This window comes from Idiomarina sp. MD25a (assembly GCF_001870515.1).
GTDB lineage: Bacteria > Pseudomonadota > Gammaproteobacteria > Enterobacterales > Alteromonadaceae > Idiomarina.
The window spans coordinates 205,719-221,241 of the sequence record NZ_MDGT01000003.1; the positions used below are offsets into that span (position 1 = coordinate 205,719).

At 47.1% G+C, this 15,523-nt stretch carries 18 protein-coding genes; 4 read left to right on the plus strand and 14 right to left on the minus strand.

Annotated features, from left to right (window positions below; all coding sequences use genetic code 11):
- Positions 1-5: 5 nt before the first annotated feature.
- The gene (locus BFR57_RS05100; RefSeq protein WP_071462957.1) at positions 6-548 is read right to left on the minus strand and encodes a hypothetical protein; all 543 of its coding nucleotides are present in this window, start codon (positions 546-548) and stop codon (positions 6-8) included.
- Positions 545-1,258, minus strand: coding sequence for an SURF1 family protein (locus BFR57_RS05105; protein WP_216096895.1), 714 nt, complete (start codon positions 1,256-1,258; stop codon positions 545-547). Before BFR57_RS05105 ends, BFR57_RS05100 begins: the two co-directional genes overlap by 4 nt.
- A gap of 10 nt (positions 1,259-1,268) precedes the next feature.
- On the opposite strand from BFR57_RS05105, the gene BFR57_RS05110 reads away from it, so the two are divergent.
- Positions 1,269-1,484, plus strand: a complete 216-nt coding sequence (locus tag BFR57_RS05110; RefSeq protein WP_006953847.1) for a DUF2909 domain-containing protein — start codon at positions 1,269-1,271, stop codon at positions 1,482-1,484.
- 3 nt (positions 1,485-1,487) lie between these two features.
- Here BFR57_RS05110 and BFR57_RS05115 read toward each other — a convergent pair whose 3' ends face one another.
- From BFR57_RS05115 to lexA, 6 genes are all read right to left on the minus strand, one after another.
- A complete protein-coding gene (locus BFR57_RS05115; RefSeq protein ID WP_071462959.1) occupies positions 1,488-2,363 on the minus strand; it encodes a cytochrome c oxidase subunit 3 in 876 nt (291 codons plus the stop codon).
- 13 nt (positions 2,364-2,376) lie between these two features.
- Positions 2,377-2,946 (minus strand): cytochrome c oxidase assembly protein, encoded by a 570-nt coding sequence (locus BFR57_RS05120; RefSeq protein ID WP_071463845.1) that lies wholly within the window; start codon positions 2,944-2,946, stop codon positions 2,377-2,379.
- A gap of 5 nt (positions 2,947-2,951) precedes the next feature.
- Positions 2,952-4,538 carry a cytochrome c oxidase subunit I gene (ctaD, locus tag BFR57_RS05125; protein ID WP_071462960.1) on the minus strand — a complete coding sequence of 529 codons (1,587 nt, stop codon included), beginning with the start codon at positions 4,536-4,538 and terminating at the stop codon, positions 2,952-2,954.
- Positions 4,539-4,548: 10 nt separating this feature from the next.
- Positions 4,549-5,673 (minus strand): cytochrome c oxidase subunit II, encoded by a 1,125-nt coding sequence (gene coxB / locus BFR57_RS05130; protein WP_071462961.1) that lies wholly within the window; start codon positions 5,671-5,673, stop codon positions 4,549-4,551.
- A 289-nt stretch (positions 5,674-5,962) separates the two neighbouring features.
- A complete protein-coding gene (locus BFR57_RS05135; protein WP_071462962.1) occupies positions 5,963-6,382 on the minus strand; it encodes a hypothetical protein in 420 nt (139 codons plus the stop codon).
- Positions 6,379-6,996 (minus strand): transcriptional repressor LexA, encoded by a 618-nt coding sequence (gene lexA / locus BFR57_RS05140; protein WP_071462963.1) that lies wholly within the window; start codon positions 6,994-6,996, stop codon positions 6,379-6,381. The genes BFR57_RS05135 and lexA overlap by 4 nt, the downstream gene beginning before the upstream one ends.
- Before the next feature lie 146 nt (positions 6,997-7,142).
- Between lexA and plsB the strand changes: the two genes are divergently transcribed.
- The gene (gene plsB / locus BFR57_RS05145) at positions 7,143-9,593 is read left to right on the plus strand and encodes a glycerol-3-phosphate 1-O-acyltransferase PlsB (protein WP_071462964.1); all 2,451 of its coding nucleotides are present in this window, start codon (positions 7,143-7,145) and stop codon (positions 9,591-9,593) included.
- Positions 9,594-9,618: 25 nt separating this feature from the next.
- On the opposite strand, the gene ubiA is transcribed toward plsB, so the two are convergent.
- On the minus strand, positions 9,619-10,470 hold the full coding sequence (ubiA, locus tag BFR57_RS05150) for a 4-hydroxybenzoate octaprenyltransferase (RefSeq protein ID WP_071462965.1): 852 nt from the start codon (positions 10,468-10,470) through the stop codon (positions 9,619-9,621).
- An 8-nt stretch (positions 10,471-10,478) separates the two neighbouring features.
- Positions 10,479-11,021, minus strand: coding sequence for a chorismate lyase (locus BFR57_RS05155; RefSeq protein ID WP_071462966.1), 543 nt, complete (start codon positions 11,019-11,021; stop codon positions 10,479-10,481).
- A gap of 77 nt (positions 11,022-11,098) precedes the next feature.
- Between BFR57_RS05155 and BFR57_RS05160 the strand changes: the two genes are divergently transcribed.
- A complete protein-coding gene (locus BFR57_RS05160) occupies positions 11,099-11,506 on the plus strand; it encodes a flagellar basal body-associated protein FliL (protein ID WP_071462967.1) in 408 nt (135 codons plus the stop codon).
- On the opposite strand, the gene BFR57_RS05165 is transcribed toward BFR57_RS05160, so the two are convergent.
- From BFR57_RS05165 to BFR57_RS05180, 4 genes are read right to left on the minus strand one after another with little or no spacing between them, the layout of a single operon-like run.
- A complete protein-coding gene (locus tag BFR57_RS05165; protein ID WP_071462968.1) occupies positions 11,500-12,300 on the minus strand; it encodes a rhomboid family intramembrane serine protease in 801 nt (266 codons plus the stop codon). The genes BFR57_RS05160 and BFR57_RS05165 overlap by 7 nt on opposite strands.
- A 4-nt stretch (positions 12,301-12,304) precedes the next feature.
- Entirely contained in the window at positions 12,305-12,634 is a 330-nt protein-coding gene (gene glpE, locus BFR57_RS05170) for a thiosulfate sulfurtransferase GlpE (protein WP_071462969.1), read from the minus strand.
- A gap of 2 nt (positions 12,635-12,636) precedes the next feature.
- Positions 12,637-13,662 carry an L-threonine 3-dehydrogenase gene (gene tdh, locus BFR57_RS05175; protein ID WP_071462970.1) on the minus strand — a complete coding sequence of 342 codons (1,026 nt, stop codon included), beginning with the start codon at positions 13,660-13,662 and terminating at the stop codon, positions 12,637-12,639.
- Between the two features lie 21 nt (positions 13,663-13,683).
- Positions 13,684-14,874, minus strand: coding sequence for a glycine C-acetyltransferase (locus BFR57_RS05180; RefSeq protein WP_071462971.1), 1,191 nt, complete (start codon positions 14,872-14,874; stop codon positions 13,684-13,686).
- A 155-nt stretch (positions 14,875-15,029) separates the two neighbouring features.
- On the opposite strand from BFR57_RS05180, the gene coaD reads away from it, so the two are divergent.
- Complete coding sequence (coaD, locus tag BFR57_RS05185; RefSeq protein ID WP_071462972.1) at positions 15,030-15,521, plus strand: pantetheine-phosphate adenylyltransferase; 492 nt, start codon at positions 15,030-15,032, stop codon at positions 15,519-15,521.
- The last annotated feature ends 2 nt before the right edge of the window (positions 15,522-15,523 follow it).

Sequence of the window (15,523 nt, forward strand, 5' to 3'; positions counted from 1 at the left end):
TTATCCTACCCAATCCGAGAGAGTTTTAACATTTTACGAAGGTCAGCCAGAATATTTTTGCCTTCCATAACCATAGTTTCGTGCTCGGTATGAGTCGGGTAGTGCAACATCACATGACCTTGCGGGTCGATGATAAATACATGATCGAATGGAATGCTTTCAACGGCATCGATAAGCGCTTTTGATTGTACTGCAACGATATCATCCCAGTGGGGTAGCTCGCGCTGCTCTGGCAACATTTGCCGCGATAGAATAATAGGGGTGACACGATCACTGTCTTTACCCAAAGCGACATCAAGCTGACCGAGTACGTAAAGTGTATTTTTACATTGTTCATTACATTGGTTTGGCATCCGATAAGCAACGCGCCAACCTTCCGGTAACGCTTCGAGTTGCGACAAAGCGAGCGGTTGTTCAAGCAACACGCCTTTATTGGTAGCGGGTTGATACCAGTGTGTCTTAAGTGTCAGCCATGCGCCTATGACCGGCAGTGCAAATACAGCAATAACAATGAGCAGTGTGCGTTGTGAGCGTGTGAGGGAGCTCATGGTGTCTCCTCTTGTTTTGTTTTATTTAATTTATATAGCACTACAAGGTATACCACTAAGCAGGCAATAGCGAGTGAAAACCATTGCACAGCGTAAGCCTGATGTTTAGCAGGTTCCATCACTTGTGGCTCCCACTGTTGTCGAAAGCCCTTCAGTTGTGGTGAAACCAACAACAGTTCATAAGGCTTGAGTTCGATTCCTGTGTACTCACTGATTGTTTGAGGGATAAACTCCTGTACTCGTCTAGGCCAAGCCGTTTGTTGTTCCTCAAACACTTGCGAAATAAATTGGTTTGCTTGTGGGATGCGAACTAAGCCCTCTAATGTTAATTCTTGCTGCGGTAGCTCGACCGTTGGAATCTCGGCTCTTGAGCGGGGAGCTTTAATCCAGCCTAAGTTAACGGGGAGTCGTTCGCGCAATTGCTGGCTCTTGAGTAAAGCAATGACGTGGTAGCCCGGTTGACCATCGACCATCTGATTATCGATTAGAAAATAGCGTTGAGTGTCAAATCGTCCTGTAATGCTGACCAATTCGAAACGAGTGAGTTGCGTGGTACTCGATAGTCGCTGCGCGAGCGGGCGCGCCTGCATAGCCTGAGCCTGCGCAAAATCGGCGAACAGTTTTTGCTTCTGTTGGGCGCGATCGAGTTGCCAGAATCCCAGCTTGACCAAAATGGCAATAGCAATCAAAGTAACTATTGACGCTACCAAGGGGATTTTTATGTTACTTCTTTTCAAACTCATTATTGTCGCGCTTCTTCTTTACATGATTTTTAATTTATTTCGCGCTCTATTTGTAATGTTGAGCAATGACCCTGAAAAACCACCTATGTCACGCTATTTAGGACGTCGAGTGGGTATTGCCGCGATCGTGTTACTGCTTATGGTGATCGCGGCATATGCGGGGTTCCTGCCGTTTCATCCTCGACCGTATTAACAACTACAGCACATAGACGATAACAAACAAGCAGATCCATACCACATCAACAAAATGCCAATACCAACTTGTAGCTTGGAAGGCGAAATGTTTTTGTGGTGTGAAGTGGCCCTTGAGGACGCGTAGCAGCATGATAATAAGCATGAGCGTACCCAGGGTCACGTGCATACCGTGAAATCCAGTTAGTAAATAAAAGGTATTACCGTAAACACCTGATTGCAGCGTTAGCCCCAGTTCCTCATAAGCGTGGATATATTCAGCACCCTGTAAAAAGAGGAAAATTAAACCGAGTATGATGGTGAGGCTGAGCATACCTGCTAATTGCCCGCGTTTATTTTTCTCTAAACCAACGTGTGCAAAATGGCAGGTAACTGAACTAGCAATCAATATGGCGGTATTAATTAGAGGAAGGCCATACCAACCCATGGCTTGTGTTGTTGTGCCGCCGGGCGTCTCTACTAAGGGCCACTGTGCGACAAACTCTGGCCACAATACTTCGCCGGTCATGACATTATTGCTGGCCCCATCTAACCAAGGTACGGCAATCATCCTTGCGTAAAAGAGTGCCCCAAAAAAGGCCGCAAAGAACATGACTTCGGAAAAGATAAACCAACTCATACCTTGTTTATAAGAGTTGTCGAGTTGGTCGCTGTGAAGTCCGCTCATGGTCTCATTGATTTGGTCGCGGAACCAACCAAATAGCATCACAGCAATGACACCAAACCCAGCAAACAAGACATGGGATCCCCAGCCTTGCTGATCGCTTGTTGTTTCGATAACGGTATGAGCAGCGCCCCAGGCGATCAGACCTAACCCCAGTGCGCCGACAATTGGCCAAATACTGGAAGGTGGAACATAGTAATTTTGTTGTTCTGCCATAACGACGTATTCCTTATTCTGTTGACTCGAGCAAAGCCAGAGACTCTGGCGTCGCATTGGCTGTCATATCATACAGCGTGTATGACAGGGTAAAGGTGGTGATATGGTCCGGTATTTCAGGATCGATATAAAACTGCATCGGCATTTCGGCGTCATTGCCAGCGGCAAGTGGTTGCTGATTAAAGCAAAAGCACTCGACTTTATTTAGGTACAACGACGCCTCTGCAGGAGCAATGGAAGGAATTGCCTGAGCAACCATGTCATCGCGAGTCGGGTTCGACGCTAAAAAGTTAACAACGCGAACTTCACCCGGGTGGACACGAACTTCTTTAATCTCAGGCTCAAACTTCCACGGGATACCCTGTGCAGTGCGAGTAATAAACTGAACCCGCACCGTGCGGCTCTTATCAACCTCGTGCTGGCTGACTGCTGCTGGCTCGTTATTGGTACGGCCATTGAAGCCGGTAACCTCGCAAAAAACGTTGTACAGCGGTACCAATGCAAAACCAAAGGCAAACATGCCTGCTACGGTGAGCAGCAGGCGTTTGACGATTTTACTGTTATCAGGACCTTGGTTAGACATAACCATCACTCCACTTTGGGTGGCGTCTCAAAGGTATGGTAGGGCGCCGGTGAGGGCACTGTCCACTCAAGCCCTTCGGCACCATCCCATGGCTTCGCAGGTGCTTTTTCACCCCCACGAGCACACTTGATAACCAACCAAAGGAATATCAACTGCGATAACCCGAAGGCAAAGCCACCGATACTTGTGATCTGGTTGATATCGGCAAATTGCACCGCGTAGTCAGGAATACGACGAGGCATACCCGCTAAACCAGCAAAGTGCATTGGGAAGAACAGCACGTTAACCGATATCAAAGAACTCCAAAAATGCAAGCGAGCCAAGGTGGTGTCGTACATATGACCGCTCCACTTAGGCAACCAATAATAACTCGCTGCCATTATTGAGAAGATGGCACCTGTCACCAATACATAGTGGAAATGCGCCACAACAAAGTAAGTGTCATGGTACTGGAAGTCGACCGGTGTCATTGCCAACATAACGCCCGAAAATCCGCCAATCGTGAATAAAATTACGAACGCGAGGGCAAACAACATAGGTACTTCAAATGAAATTGCGCCTCGCCACATTGTGGCAACCCAGTTAAATACTTTGACGCCCGTCGGAACGGCAATCAGCATTGTGCAGTACATGAAGAAGAGCTCTGCAAATACTGGCATGCCCGTGGTAAACATATGGTGAGCCCATACTAGGAATGAGAGGATCGCAATGGACGCGGTTGCGTAGACCATGGATGAATAGCCAAACAGTTTCTTCCTAGAAAACGCCGGTATAATGGCAGAAACGATACCGAATGACGGTAAAATCATGATGTACACTTCGGGGTGGCCGAAGAACCAGAAAATATGCTGGAACATGACCGGATCGCCCCCACCGGCCGCGTCAAAGAAACTGGTACCGAAATACTTATCGGTAAGTACCATAGTGACCGCACCCGCTAACACAGGCATCACTGCAATCAACAGGAACGCCGTAATCAACCAAGTCCACACAAACAACGGCATTTTCATATAGGTCATGCCAGGGGCGCGCATGTTGATGATGGTTACAATCACGTTGATCGCACCCATGATGGATGAAATACCCATGATATGAACCGCGAAAACGAATAGTGCGGTAGAGTCGTTACTATACGTCGTTGACAGTGGTGCGTAGAACGTCCAGCCAAAATCAGGACCGCCGCCTTCCATAAAGAGTGATGATAGAAGAATGACAAAAGCAAATGGGAGGATCCAAAAGCTCCAGTTATTCATACGCGGTAACGCCATATCCGGCGCGCCTATCATCATCGGTACCATCCAGTTGGCTAGGCCGGTGAAAGCGGGCATAACGGCACCGAAGATCATAACCAAACCGTGTACGGTGGTCATCTGATTAAAGAACTGAGGCTCAACTAACTGTAAGCCGGGTTGAAATAACTCGGCACGAATGACCATCGCCATCGCACCGCCGACAAAAAACATAATTAAACTGAACCACAAATACATTGACCCAATATCTTTGTGGTTTGTGGTAAACAACCAACGAGTAATGCCAGACGGCTTATGATCGTGGTGTGCTTCGTGATTGTGATCGTCCACTACTGTGCTCATCACCGTCTCCTTATTCATTTATCGCTGCGTTGATGTCAGCGGCTTGCACCATTTCACCAGTATCGTTGCCCCAAGCATTACGCTCGTAGGTTACTACTGCAGCCAGTTCTTGCATTGTGAGTTGCTGCGCAAACGCTTGCATCGCAGAACCCTGAACGCCATGGACAACAATATCGACGTGCTTGTCGAGATTTTCAGGTTTAGACGCTATGGGGCTGCCTGCAAGAGCTGGGAAGGTGCCTGGAATGCCTTGACCGTTAGGTTGGTGGCAAGCTGCACAGGTGCTGTTGTAAATTTTCTCACCCATTGCCATTAATTCATCCATCGACATTTCCATATCGAGCAGTTCTTGCTGGCGCTCTCGCTCAGCAATCTGTTTGGCCTCGGTTTCGTCAATCCACTTGGCATAGTCTTCAGGGGTTTTTGCAATGACTACGATGGGCATAAATCCGTGGTCCTTGCCACATAGCTCAGCACATTGGCCGCGGTATATGCCTGGCTCATCAATACGCGTCCAAGCTTCATTGATAAAACCGGGGTTAGCATCCTTTTTGACGGCAAAGTCGGGCACCCACCAGCTGTGGATGACGTCATCTGAAGTGACCAAGAAGCGAACTTTTTCGCCCGTCGGCACAACGAGGGGGTTATCAACTTCACGAAGATAGTTCTCGCTCTTCTCGAACTTATTACTTATTTGTTCTTGTTGAGTTGCGAGACGGCTAAAAAATTCGACCTCACGGTCAAAATATTTGTAGTGCCACTTCCATTGAGAGCCTGTGACCTGAATAGTGACGTCAGCGTCCGAGGTATCTTCCATAGCAATTAGGGTAGAAGTCGCTGGAATCGCCATACCAACCAATATCAGGAAAGGTATCAAGGTCCAAAGAATCTCGACTTTTACGTTCTCATGGAATTTTGCAGGTTCGCGACCGCGGGATTTGCGGTGTCGGATCATGGAATAAAACATGAGTCCAAAAACCACCACACCAATGACACAACAGATATAAAATACTGTCATGTGCAAGTCGTACACGTCACGACTGACTTCTGTAACACCTTGCGTGAGGTTGAGGCTGCGCTCTTGGGATAGCGCAGATGCACTATACAACAGGGGTAGTGCCCATAACGGCTTCATTTTCACGTGACTTCTCCTCTCATTCTTCTTTGCTTTAGCAAAACGCTAGCTTGGAAGAACAAAGAGGTAAGCAGAAAAAGGAACAGCATCTCCCCAGAAATCACTTTCTCTACCAACTCTTTGTTGTAGTTTTTAAGTTATACTAATTTATATAGTTGGGTAGTATCATTTATTAACTAAAATCTACACAAAGATCTAGATCAAAAACGCCGAATGGTTAAAAAGTATCCATAAATGTTAAAAAAAGGCTGCCGAAGCAGCCTGAAATGTATTAACCCTTAGTGGGGGATTAGTGCAGGTGGGGGGTTAATACATCCTCTTCAAACATAAAACTTTGGGTTTGGCTTAAACGCGATGATAGACGAATACGTTGTAAAGCGCGTTTATCGAATCCATTGACCCATGCGACAACTACATCGCTTGTTCCGGATAACACGGCTTGTTCAAGTGCCCAAGCGCGATCGTGAGTTTTACCCGGACGTAACCATCGAATACGCTGACGTGGAATACCAGCATCGACAAGCTGTTGAATGAACTGGCTATGCCCACCAATGACGGTAATCCAACGTTGTCCGATGCTGTGGACCGCGGCTTCAAGTGCTGCCGATAGACTTGACGGAGCGAGGTTGGCAGTCATAGTCTCTGGTTGTTGAGCTTTGTATGTCCACATGCCAGGGTGATTACTGAAATCTGATTGTAGTCTTTTCATAAAGAAGCTCCATTACGGATGATGCCGACTGCAAGTCCTTCGATTGCAAAAACTTGTTGTGCGAGATCCACAACAATCGTCGAAAACTCTTCATTTTCTGGATGCAACAAGACTTGTCGGCCTTTCTGTTCAAATCGTTTAACTGTGACTTCGTCTTCGACGCGGGCGACTACAATCTGCCCATTTCGCGCTTGTTCGGTTTTATGGACGGCTAGTAGGTCGCCGTCCAAAATTCCAATATTTCTCATGCTCATCCCGTTAACACGAAGCAAAAATTGCGCGCTGGGATAAAACATGGATTCGTCTAATTGGTAGTGCCGCTCAATATGCTCTTGCGCTAAGATAGGCTCACCAGCCGCTACTTGACCAATCAGCGGTAAACCGAGTTCTTCCTCAATATCCTCACCGATTAATCGAATGCCGCGTGACATACCGGGCATGATTTCAATGACACCTTTTTTAGCTAAAGCTTTTAAATGCTCTTCGGCGGCGTTAGCTGAGCGAAAGCCCAACCGACTCGCTATTTCAGCGCGCGTTGGCGGCATACCGGTTGCTTGTAAGTTATCTTTAATTAACTCAAGAATTTCGGCTTGTCTGGGAGTCAGTGGACGCATTTCAGTTACCTGTTTATCTGTACAGTATACTGTGAGTATATACAGGTATTTTTGATATGCAAGTCATTTTATTCGACGACTTTTTAGAACGGAATTGTTATGATTATTGTCTTACTGTTTTAAACGCAAGGGTAGCAAGGAATATCATGACTGCGGTGAGCTGGAGTTACGCGCTCTTAAAGCATCCTATTCGATGGATGACACGAGCAATGACCATAATTGATAAACCCGAGGCCGATCAAGCGGATATCACCGGTGCACCTGTGGTATACGTGATGCGATCGAATGCTAAGTCGGATTTTGCGATTCTGCAACGTGCTGCGCGAGAGAATAATCTACCCGATCCGCAACAGCCGCTCTATATCAATGGAAAGTCATTTGACCGTGTACTGTTACTACCCGAACGTGATGACAGTGCTTCTGCACGTGCGTTGTCGCAGTTCCAAGCGCTACTTGAAGCGCATCAGGCTGACCCCGACATCGACGTACAGCTATTACCTGTGGGCGTATTTTGGGGGCGTAAGCCAGGTCAAGAAGCGCATGCGGGCAATGCTATGACGGGTGACTTAGACAATCCCGGTCATCTGCGAAAGTTCTGGTTGATCATGTTCTCTGGGCGTCAGGTTCTGTGCCGCATGTCGCGTCCTGTAAGTTTAGGTCAGATGAGTCGTCAAAGTGGCGCAGATTATCGTATCGCACATAAATTGGCGCGCGTGGCACGCGTTCATTTTGTGCGTATGCGCTATGCGGTGGCGGGTCCTAAGTTGAGCGACCGTAATGAGCTGATGAACCAGCTACTCGAAACGCCGGCACTTAAAAAAGCGATTAAAGATGAGCAACGCTCGAATAAAGCGGATGAAGCGCAGGCAGTAAAAAAGGCAAAAGGCTATCTCAACGAAATAGCCGCGAACTATAGCGAAACCCTAGTCCGTATATTAGATCGCTTTATGACATGGATGTGGAGTCGGATTTATAACGGTATTGATGTGCGTGGTGCCGATGAAGTCCGAAAGCTCGCTCAGCAAGGTCACGAAATTATATACGTGCCGTGTCATCGAAGTCATATGGACTACTTACTGTTAAGTTACGTCATCTATAAACAAGGTTTAGTACCGCCGCATATCGCAGCAGGCGTCAATTTAAATTTCTTCCCGGTCGGTTCGATTTTCCGTCGTGGTGGTGCATTTTTTATTCGTCGCTCCTTTCGTGGCAATAAGCTCTATTCGTCGGTATTCCGTGAGTACCTGTGCTGGTTGTTTCAAAAGGGCTATCCCGTTGAGTATTTTACCGAGGGTGGGCGCTCACGCACCGGGCGCTTGCTGCCGCCTAAAACGGGTATGTTTGCCATGACTGTGCAAGGTATGTTGCGAGGCCAACAACGACCCATCTCAATTGTACCCGTGTACTTAGGTTATGAGCACGTAATGGAAGTAGCGACTTACCTTAAAGAGCTTAAAGGTAAAAATAAAGAGAAGGAGTCGTTGTTCCAAGTACTTAAATCTGTCACCAAATTGAAGAACTTTGGTCAAGGGTTTGTCACGTTTGGATCGCCGATTGATTTGAAAGCCTACCTAGATAATCATGTTGATGATTGGCAGCGTTCTGTTACACGAGGTGCTGAAGAGCCTGAAAGACCCAGTTGGTTAACACCTACCGTCAATGGCTTAGCCGAGAAAGTTATGCGCGGCATCAACGACTGTGCGGCGGCCAACAGCGTTAATCTTACTGCATTAGCGTTATTAAGTTCTGAGCATAACGCGCTAACGCGAGAAGAACTGATTGCCCAAATTAATGTTTACCTGAATTTACTTCGCGAAGTGCCATACACGCATCACGTTAATGTACCAGAGCAGTCCGCAGATGAGCTACTGTCGTTGGCGCTACGTACCGATAAGTTTGAAGTACAAGACGATTCGATGGGGCAGGTGATTTCGCTGCATGCAGCTAACGCCATCGCAATGACTTATTATCGTAACAATGTGCTTCACTTAATGATATTACCCGGTGTTATTGCATCATTGATTCATGCTAAGCAAAAAGTGAACGTCACAACTATTGTTGAGCGTTGCAGAGCAGTATACCCGATGCTGCAGGCTGAGCTGTTCCTGTCTCATAACGATGCCGATTTGGATACATGGGTGCGTGCTATTGTGGAGGAGTTGGCTCGTCAACAGCTTGTCAGCCTTGATGATGAAACCGTGCGTGCTGCTAGCCGAGAGACCGCTGCTTGGTTGCAACTTAAGTTGTTAGCTGGCAGTGCGAGCGAGACGCTGCAACGGTATGCAATCGTTTTAGAGTTGTTACAGCAAGCCCAGCCGATAAAACGCGCCGAACTTGAGCGTCAGTCGATAACACTTGCTGAGCGACTTAGCTCGATTCATGGAATTGATGCGCCGGAGTTTTATGACAAAAAAGTAATGACCAGTTTCATTGCAAGTTTAAAGGCGCAGTCACTATTGCAAGTGAATGATGATGGTGATCAGGTTGCTGCACCAGAAATTGGCGCGTTAAGTGATGATATTGACGAGCTGCTCGATCCGACGATTCTGCAAACCATTCGGCAGTCGGTCCAGCAATTGATGGTCAGCGCAGATTAGCCGCGTTGACCATCAATCGGGTTAACTAATACCAATAGTGAAGCGCGAGACTCACGCCGATAACCATCCCTACATAATGATTATGCAGAAAAGCCTGGAAACAGGCTTTAGGCGCGCGTTCTCGTATCATCCAATGTTGATAACCAAATAAGCCAGCCGCCGCAATAAGACCAACCCATGCGTACCACTGCACATTAAGTTGATGCCAGAGCAAAGCGAGGATGATTAAAGTGACAAGCTGTAAACCAGCGATAATAAGTCTATCGTAACGACCAAACAGGATAGCCGTACTTTTGATTCCAATTTTGAGGTCATCCGTCCGATCAGCCATAGCATACTCAGTATCGTAGGCAATCGTCCAAACGATATTGGCAAAGAATAAACCGCCTGCGAGCCACCATTGATCATTGTTGAGCGCACTGAAGGCCATCAAAATGCCAAAGCTAAAGGCGATACCGAGTACCACTTGAGGGAGCTGCGTCCAACGTTTGCAAAACGGGTATAGTGACGCGACTCCCGCTGCTGCGAAAGCCAGCATAATGGTTTGCGTATTGAACTGAAGTACCAGTAGAAATGCGAGTAATAATAGGCCGAAAAACAACAGAATGGCCTCTGTGCTATTCACCTCTCCAGCGGCAAGAGGGCGTAACTTTGTGCGCTCGACATGACCGTCAAGATTGCGATCGGCGAAGTCATTAATCACACAGCCCGCCGAGCGCATTAGGAATGTGCCTAACATGAAAATGACGACGACTTTGAGGGGCGGGTTACCGGCTCCCGCAATAAGCAATGCCCACAGCGTTGGCCATGCAAGCAAATAGGTGCCTATCGGTCGATCGGCACGCATTAAACGCCAATAGCTATTCAATTTATTCATTGACTACCTCAGTATATCGGCACGGGGCTTAAAAAGAATTCACTGACTAAAACGTTTTGCCCTTGAGTGTTGAATAGACTTCGCCGACCCCATATAGCTTCGTTTTGCTGATAATAATACCGATTAATTCGGCTGATACCATGATCTAATGGTAGTTGAGTGACTTCAAATGTCGAACGCTTGAGATCGGATTGATTAAATAATGATTGGCCCAGTGATTGAGTGCCGAGTTCACCTAGATTAAGGTTTTTATGGTCGGCCGCCGATATAGGAAAAACACTGCGAGCAAAGACAAAGGGCTGTTCGTCTAGCTTAAGTAATACTTCTCGAATTATGAAGTGCGTCTGTTGGGGAAACTCTGCGCGTTCGTTGGCAAAAGGGGAGGCTACAGCTTGACCGATGAGTTCAACCGCAAAAGTGCCCGGTAATGCACTGAGTTTGGCAGTGAGTGATTTTTCGTCCAGTAACCAGTCACTGACGAGTGGCTTTAAGTGGACGTCAGAGGCATGCTGCCAATGACAAGGCTCAGTACTGAGAAATTGTACAGACATAGTTATTGGTACTTAAGATATTCTTTGGCTATCATACCAAAGCCATTGCCGTTAAACATTATAAAGGCTATAGAATTATGATCCCGCAACGTTGGCTTATCAACATCGTATTGATTTTAAGTTTAACGACACTATCGGCTGGCATTGCGCGAGCGCAAGATGTCGCCTACTACGGATTTGAACCGGATATCATTACCAACTTTGTGAAAGATAAAGACGAGTATCGGCTAGGCTTTATCCGAGTCGCTGTTGAGGTGATGGTTGATAATCCAAAGAATGTGAGTGTGGTGGAACATCATGCACCGCTGATACGCGATGCGTTCATTCAAATATTGAGTACCGCCAGTGAACATCAAATCAAAACGATGACAGGGCGTGATCAACTGCGTTTGAAATGCTTTGAACGGGCTCAAGAATTAATGACGCAAGAAACGGGTAACCCAGTGATTAAACAAGTCATTTTCACCAAATACTTGTATCAATAGCGTGGCTTCGGTTTCAGTTGACGAACTGTGATACCAGCGATGCAGCCTGCTATTAAGCCAGCTAAGTGAGCTTCATTAGCTACATTGACCCAAAGCACATCGGTATACCCGAGTATCAACCAACCAAGCATAAATAAGATGAGTGCCGGCGGCAGCTTTAGCGGTGTGTTACGCTGCCCACTGTATAACCAACAAAATCCAAGCAGGCCGTAAACAACACCCGACATGCCGCCAAAATTAGGACCGCTCACATAAAACTGAACAACGTTAGCACTGACGGCGGTAAGCACGAATAACGCGAACAACCAGCGCGTACCTAAGTAGACCTCAATACGTCCGCCAAGATACCACCACCAAAATAAGTTAAAAACGATGTGGGTAGCGGAAAAGTGAAGAAAGGCGGGGGTTAGTAAGCGCCAAGGTGCATCGAGCGGAAGCTGAGAAAAGCTATCGCTGATGATAAAGTAACGGACAAAAGCATCACCGCCCGCCATAACGCCCATAAACATAAGCACGCAAATCACGGCAACGATACGGGTTAACCAACCTGTGTTTTTCATCAGATCAGTCACTAATTGGCGGTTTTTTGTGCTTTGTTGAACAGCGATAATATCGGGGTCAGCCTTAAACTCGTCGATGAGTTGGCGTGCCCGTGCTTCGTAACTGCTTTGATGCAGTAACAAATCTAGCTTACCGTTTCGTTCACTCACGCTGACAGGGATTCCTTGGCTACGAAGCCACGCATATAACTGCTGAAGATAGGGGCCATCCTGAGTTGTGAGTAAACGTTTCATTAATTTATCCCTGCTCGACCGCGTCTGGATAGGCCGCTTGCCAAGCGGTAAAACCGCCATCCATACTACTCACTTGCGTGAGACCTTGGGATTCGAGCACCAACGCGGCTTGTTGACTGCTTATACCGTGGTAACACACGACAATCACTTGAGCGTCTTTATCGGTATTCGCTAGAAAGTCACCAATATTGTCGTTGTTGAGCGGTTGCGCATTAGGGATATGACCCGCGTGAAAGGATTGCGGGTCTCTGATATCAACGAACACGGGCGAGGTGTCCGAAGCCCATGCTTGGTGGGCTTCTACCAATGAAATATGACGAACAGACTGAGTCATCGTTAGTCCCAATTAAGAATGACTTTACCTGACTGACCCGAGACCATGGTTTCGAATCCCTCTTCGTAGTCATCGACTGACATTTGATGGGTCAGAATCGGTGAAATATCTAAGCCTGATTGCAGCAAACTGGCCATTTTGTACCAAGTTTCAAACATTTCACGACCATAGATACCTTTAATGACCAGACCCTTAAAGATAACTTCGTTCCAGTCAATGGCAACGTTTTCAGGTGGAATACCTAACATTGCAACCTTACCGCCATGGTTCATCGTCGCAAGCATTTGCGAGAACGCTGATGGTACACCGGACATCTCTAAGCCTACGTCAAAGCCTTCTTTCATGCCCAGCTCTGACATAACGTCTTTAAGACTCTCTTCTGCCACGTTAACGGCACGAGTTACACCCATCTTTTTGGCTAGCTCAAGTCGGTATTCGTTCACGTCGGTGATCACCACGTGACGCGCACCAACATGACGAGCCACTGCCGCCGCCATAATACCGATTGGACCTGCGCCGGTAATCAGAACATCCTCGCCAACGAGATCAAAGGCAAGGGCGGTATGCACCGCGTTACCCAACGGATCCATGATGGCCGCCATATCGTCAGTGACATCATCTGGCAGTTTAAACGCGTTATCGGCCGGGATAACCAAATATTCGGCAAACGCGCCTGGGCGGTTGACCCCAACACCATAGGTATTGCGGCACAAATGACGGCGTCCAGCACGACAGTTGCGGCAGTGACCACAGGTAATATGCCCTTCACCGGATACACGATCACCGACTTCAAAGCCGCGCACGCCATCACCCATGGCGGCTACTTCACCCACGTATTCGTGGCCTACAACCATAGGCACTGGAATCGTTTTTTGTGACCAATCGTCCCATTTATAAATGTGGACATCGGTACCGCAAATCGCGGTCTTTTTAATTTTGATGAGAACGTCGTTGTAACCATATTCCGGCTTCTCGACGTCGGTCATCCAAATACCCGGTTTTGAATGCAATTTCGCTAATGCTTTCATAATCAGTCCTTAGACTCGGTGTTAAATAACACCGAGGTCTTTACCAATACGTGTAAATGCTTCAATGGTGCGGTCAAGTTGATCGCGTGTGTGCGCCGCAGACATTTGCGTACGAATACGCGCTTTGCCCTTAGGTACGACAGGGAATGAGAATCCGATGACATAGATACCTTCTTCGAGCAAACGATCAGCCATTTCAGAAGCAAGGCGTGCGTCGCCAATCATGACTGGAATAATCGCATGATCAGCACCGCTCAGAGTAAAGCCCGCCGCTTCCATTTCGGTTCTGAAATAGGTTGCGTTGTCCCAGAGTTGCTCACGCAATTCGTTACCGTGCTCAAGCATTTCAAGCACTTTAATAGACGCTTGAACGATAGCCGGCGCTACTGAGTTAGAGAATAAATAAGGACGCGAACGTTGGCGTAACCAATCGATTACTTCCTTTTTTCCCGATGTGTAACCACCTGAAGCCCCGCCTAAGGCTTTACCTAGAGTGCCCGTGATGATATCAACACGACCTAAAACGTCGCAGTATTCATGGGTACCTTTACCGTTAGCGCCCAAGAACCCGGTTGCATGACAGTCATCCATCATTACCAAGGCATCGTATTTGTCGGCTAAATCGCAAATGCCTTTTAAATCTGCAATAACACCGTCCATTGAGAACACGCCATCAGTCGCAATCAGCTTAAAACGTGCGCCATCGGCATCGGCTTGTTTAAGTTGTTGTTCAAGGTCATCAAGATTATTGTTTTTGTAGCGGTAGCGTTTTGCTTTACTAAGACGGATGCCATCAATAATACTGGCGTGGTTTAACTCATCACTGATAATAGCGTCTTCTGGGCCCATCAAGGTCTCAAACAGACCCCCATTGGCGTCAAAACACGAAGAATAAAGAATCGTGTCTTCGGTACCCAGAAAGTCACTGAGTTTCGTTTCGAGGGTTTTGTGAATATCCTGCGTGCCGCAAATAAAGCGCACTGATGCAGTACCAAAACCGTGCTCATCAAGGCCTTGCTTGGCCGCTTTAATCAGGTCAGGGTGATTGGCAAGACCTAAGTAATTGTTGGCACAAAAGTTCAACACTTGTTGACCATTAACGGTAATTTCAGAACTTTGATCAGAAGTGATAACACGTTCTTTTTTGTACAGGCCGTCTGATTTGGTCTGCTCGAGTTGCTCATTAAGGTGCTGATAAAAATTTGTGTTCATTACGAAATCCTGTTCAGTCATTTGGCTTTCTTAACATTACCCTGTATTTTACGCATGTTCACTGAAAGCCGCATCCCTAATTTGCAAAAGCTATAAAGATGAGCCAGTTTTGAGGATGTACTGTAAAGTTTGCACAACGTTAAAACGAGGAACCTATGCACCGTAGAGCTATTTATCCTGGCACTTTTGATCCCATAACTAATGGCCACGCCGACCTCATCGAGCGCGCTGCAAGCCTGTTCAGTGAGATCATCGTCGGTGTAGCAGAAAGTCCAAGTAAGAAGCCGTTATTTAGCTTGCAAGAACGGGTGCTATTAGCTCAACAAGTGACTGAGAAGCTCGATAATGTCCGTGTGGTGGGCTTTTCAGGACTTTTGGTTAACTTCGCTAAAGACCACGAAGCCTCGGTGCTTATCCGTGGATTGCGCGCCGTCTCAGACTTTGAGTATGAATTCCAGTTAGCCAATATGAATCGTCGTCTATTTCCAGAATTAGAGAGTGTTTTTCTCACGCCGGCTGAAGAAAATTCGTTTATTTCTTCCACGTTAGTTAAGGAAGTCGCACTTCATGGCGGAGATGTCGGTGAGTTCGTGGATGCGCGAGTGGCTGAGGCGCTGCAGCAGAAGTTTGCTGGCCAGCGCCCTTAATC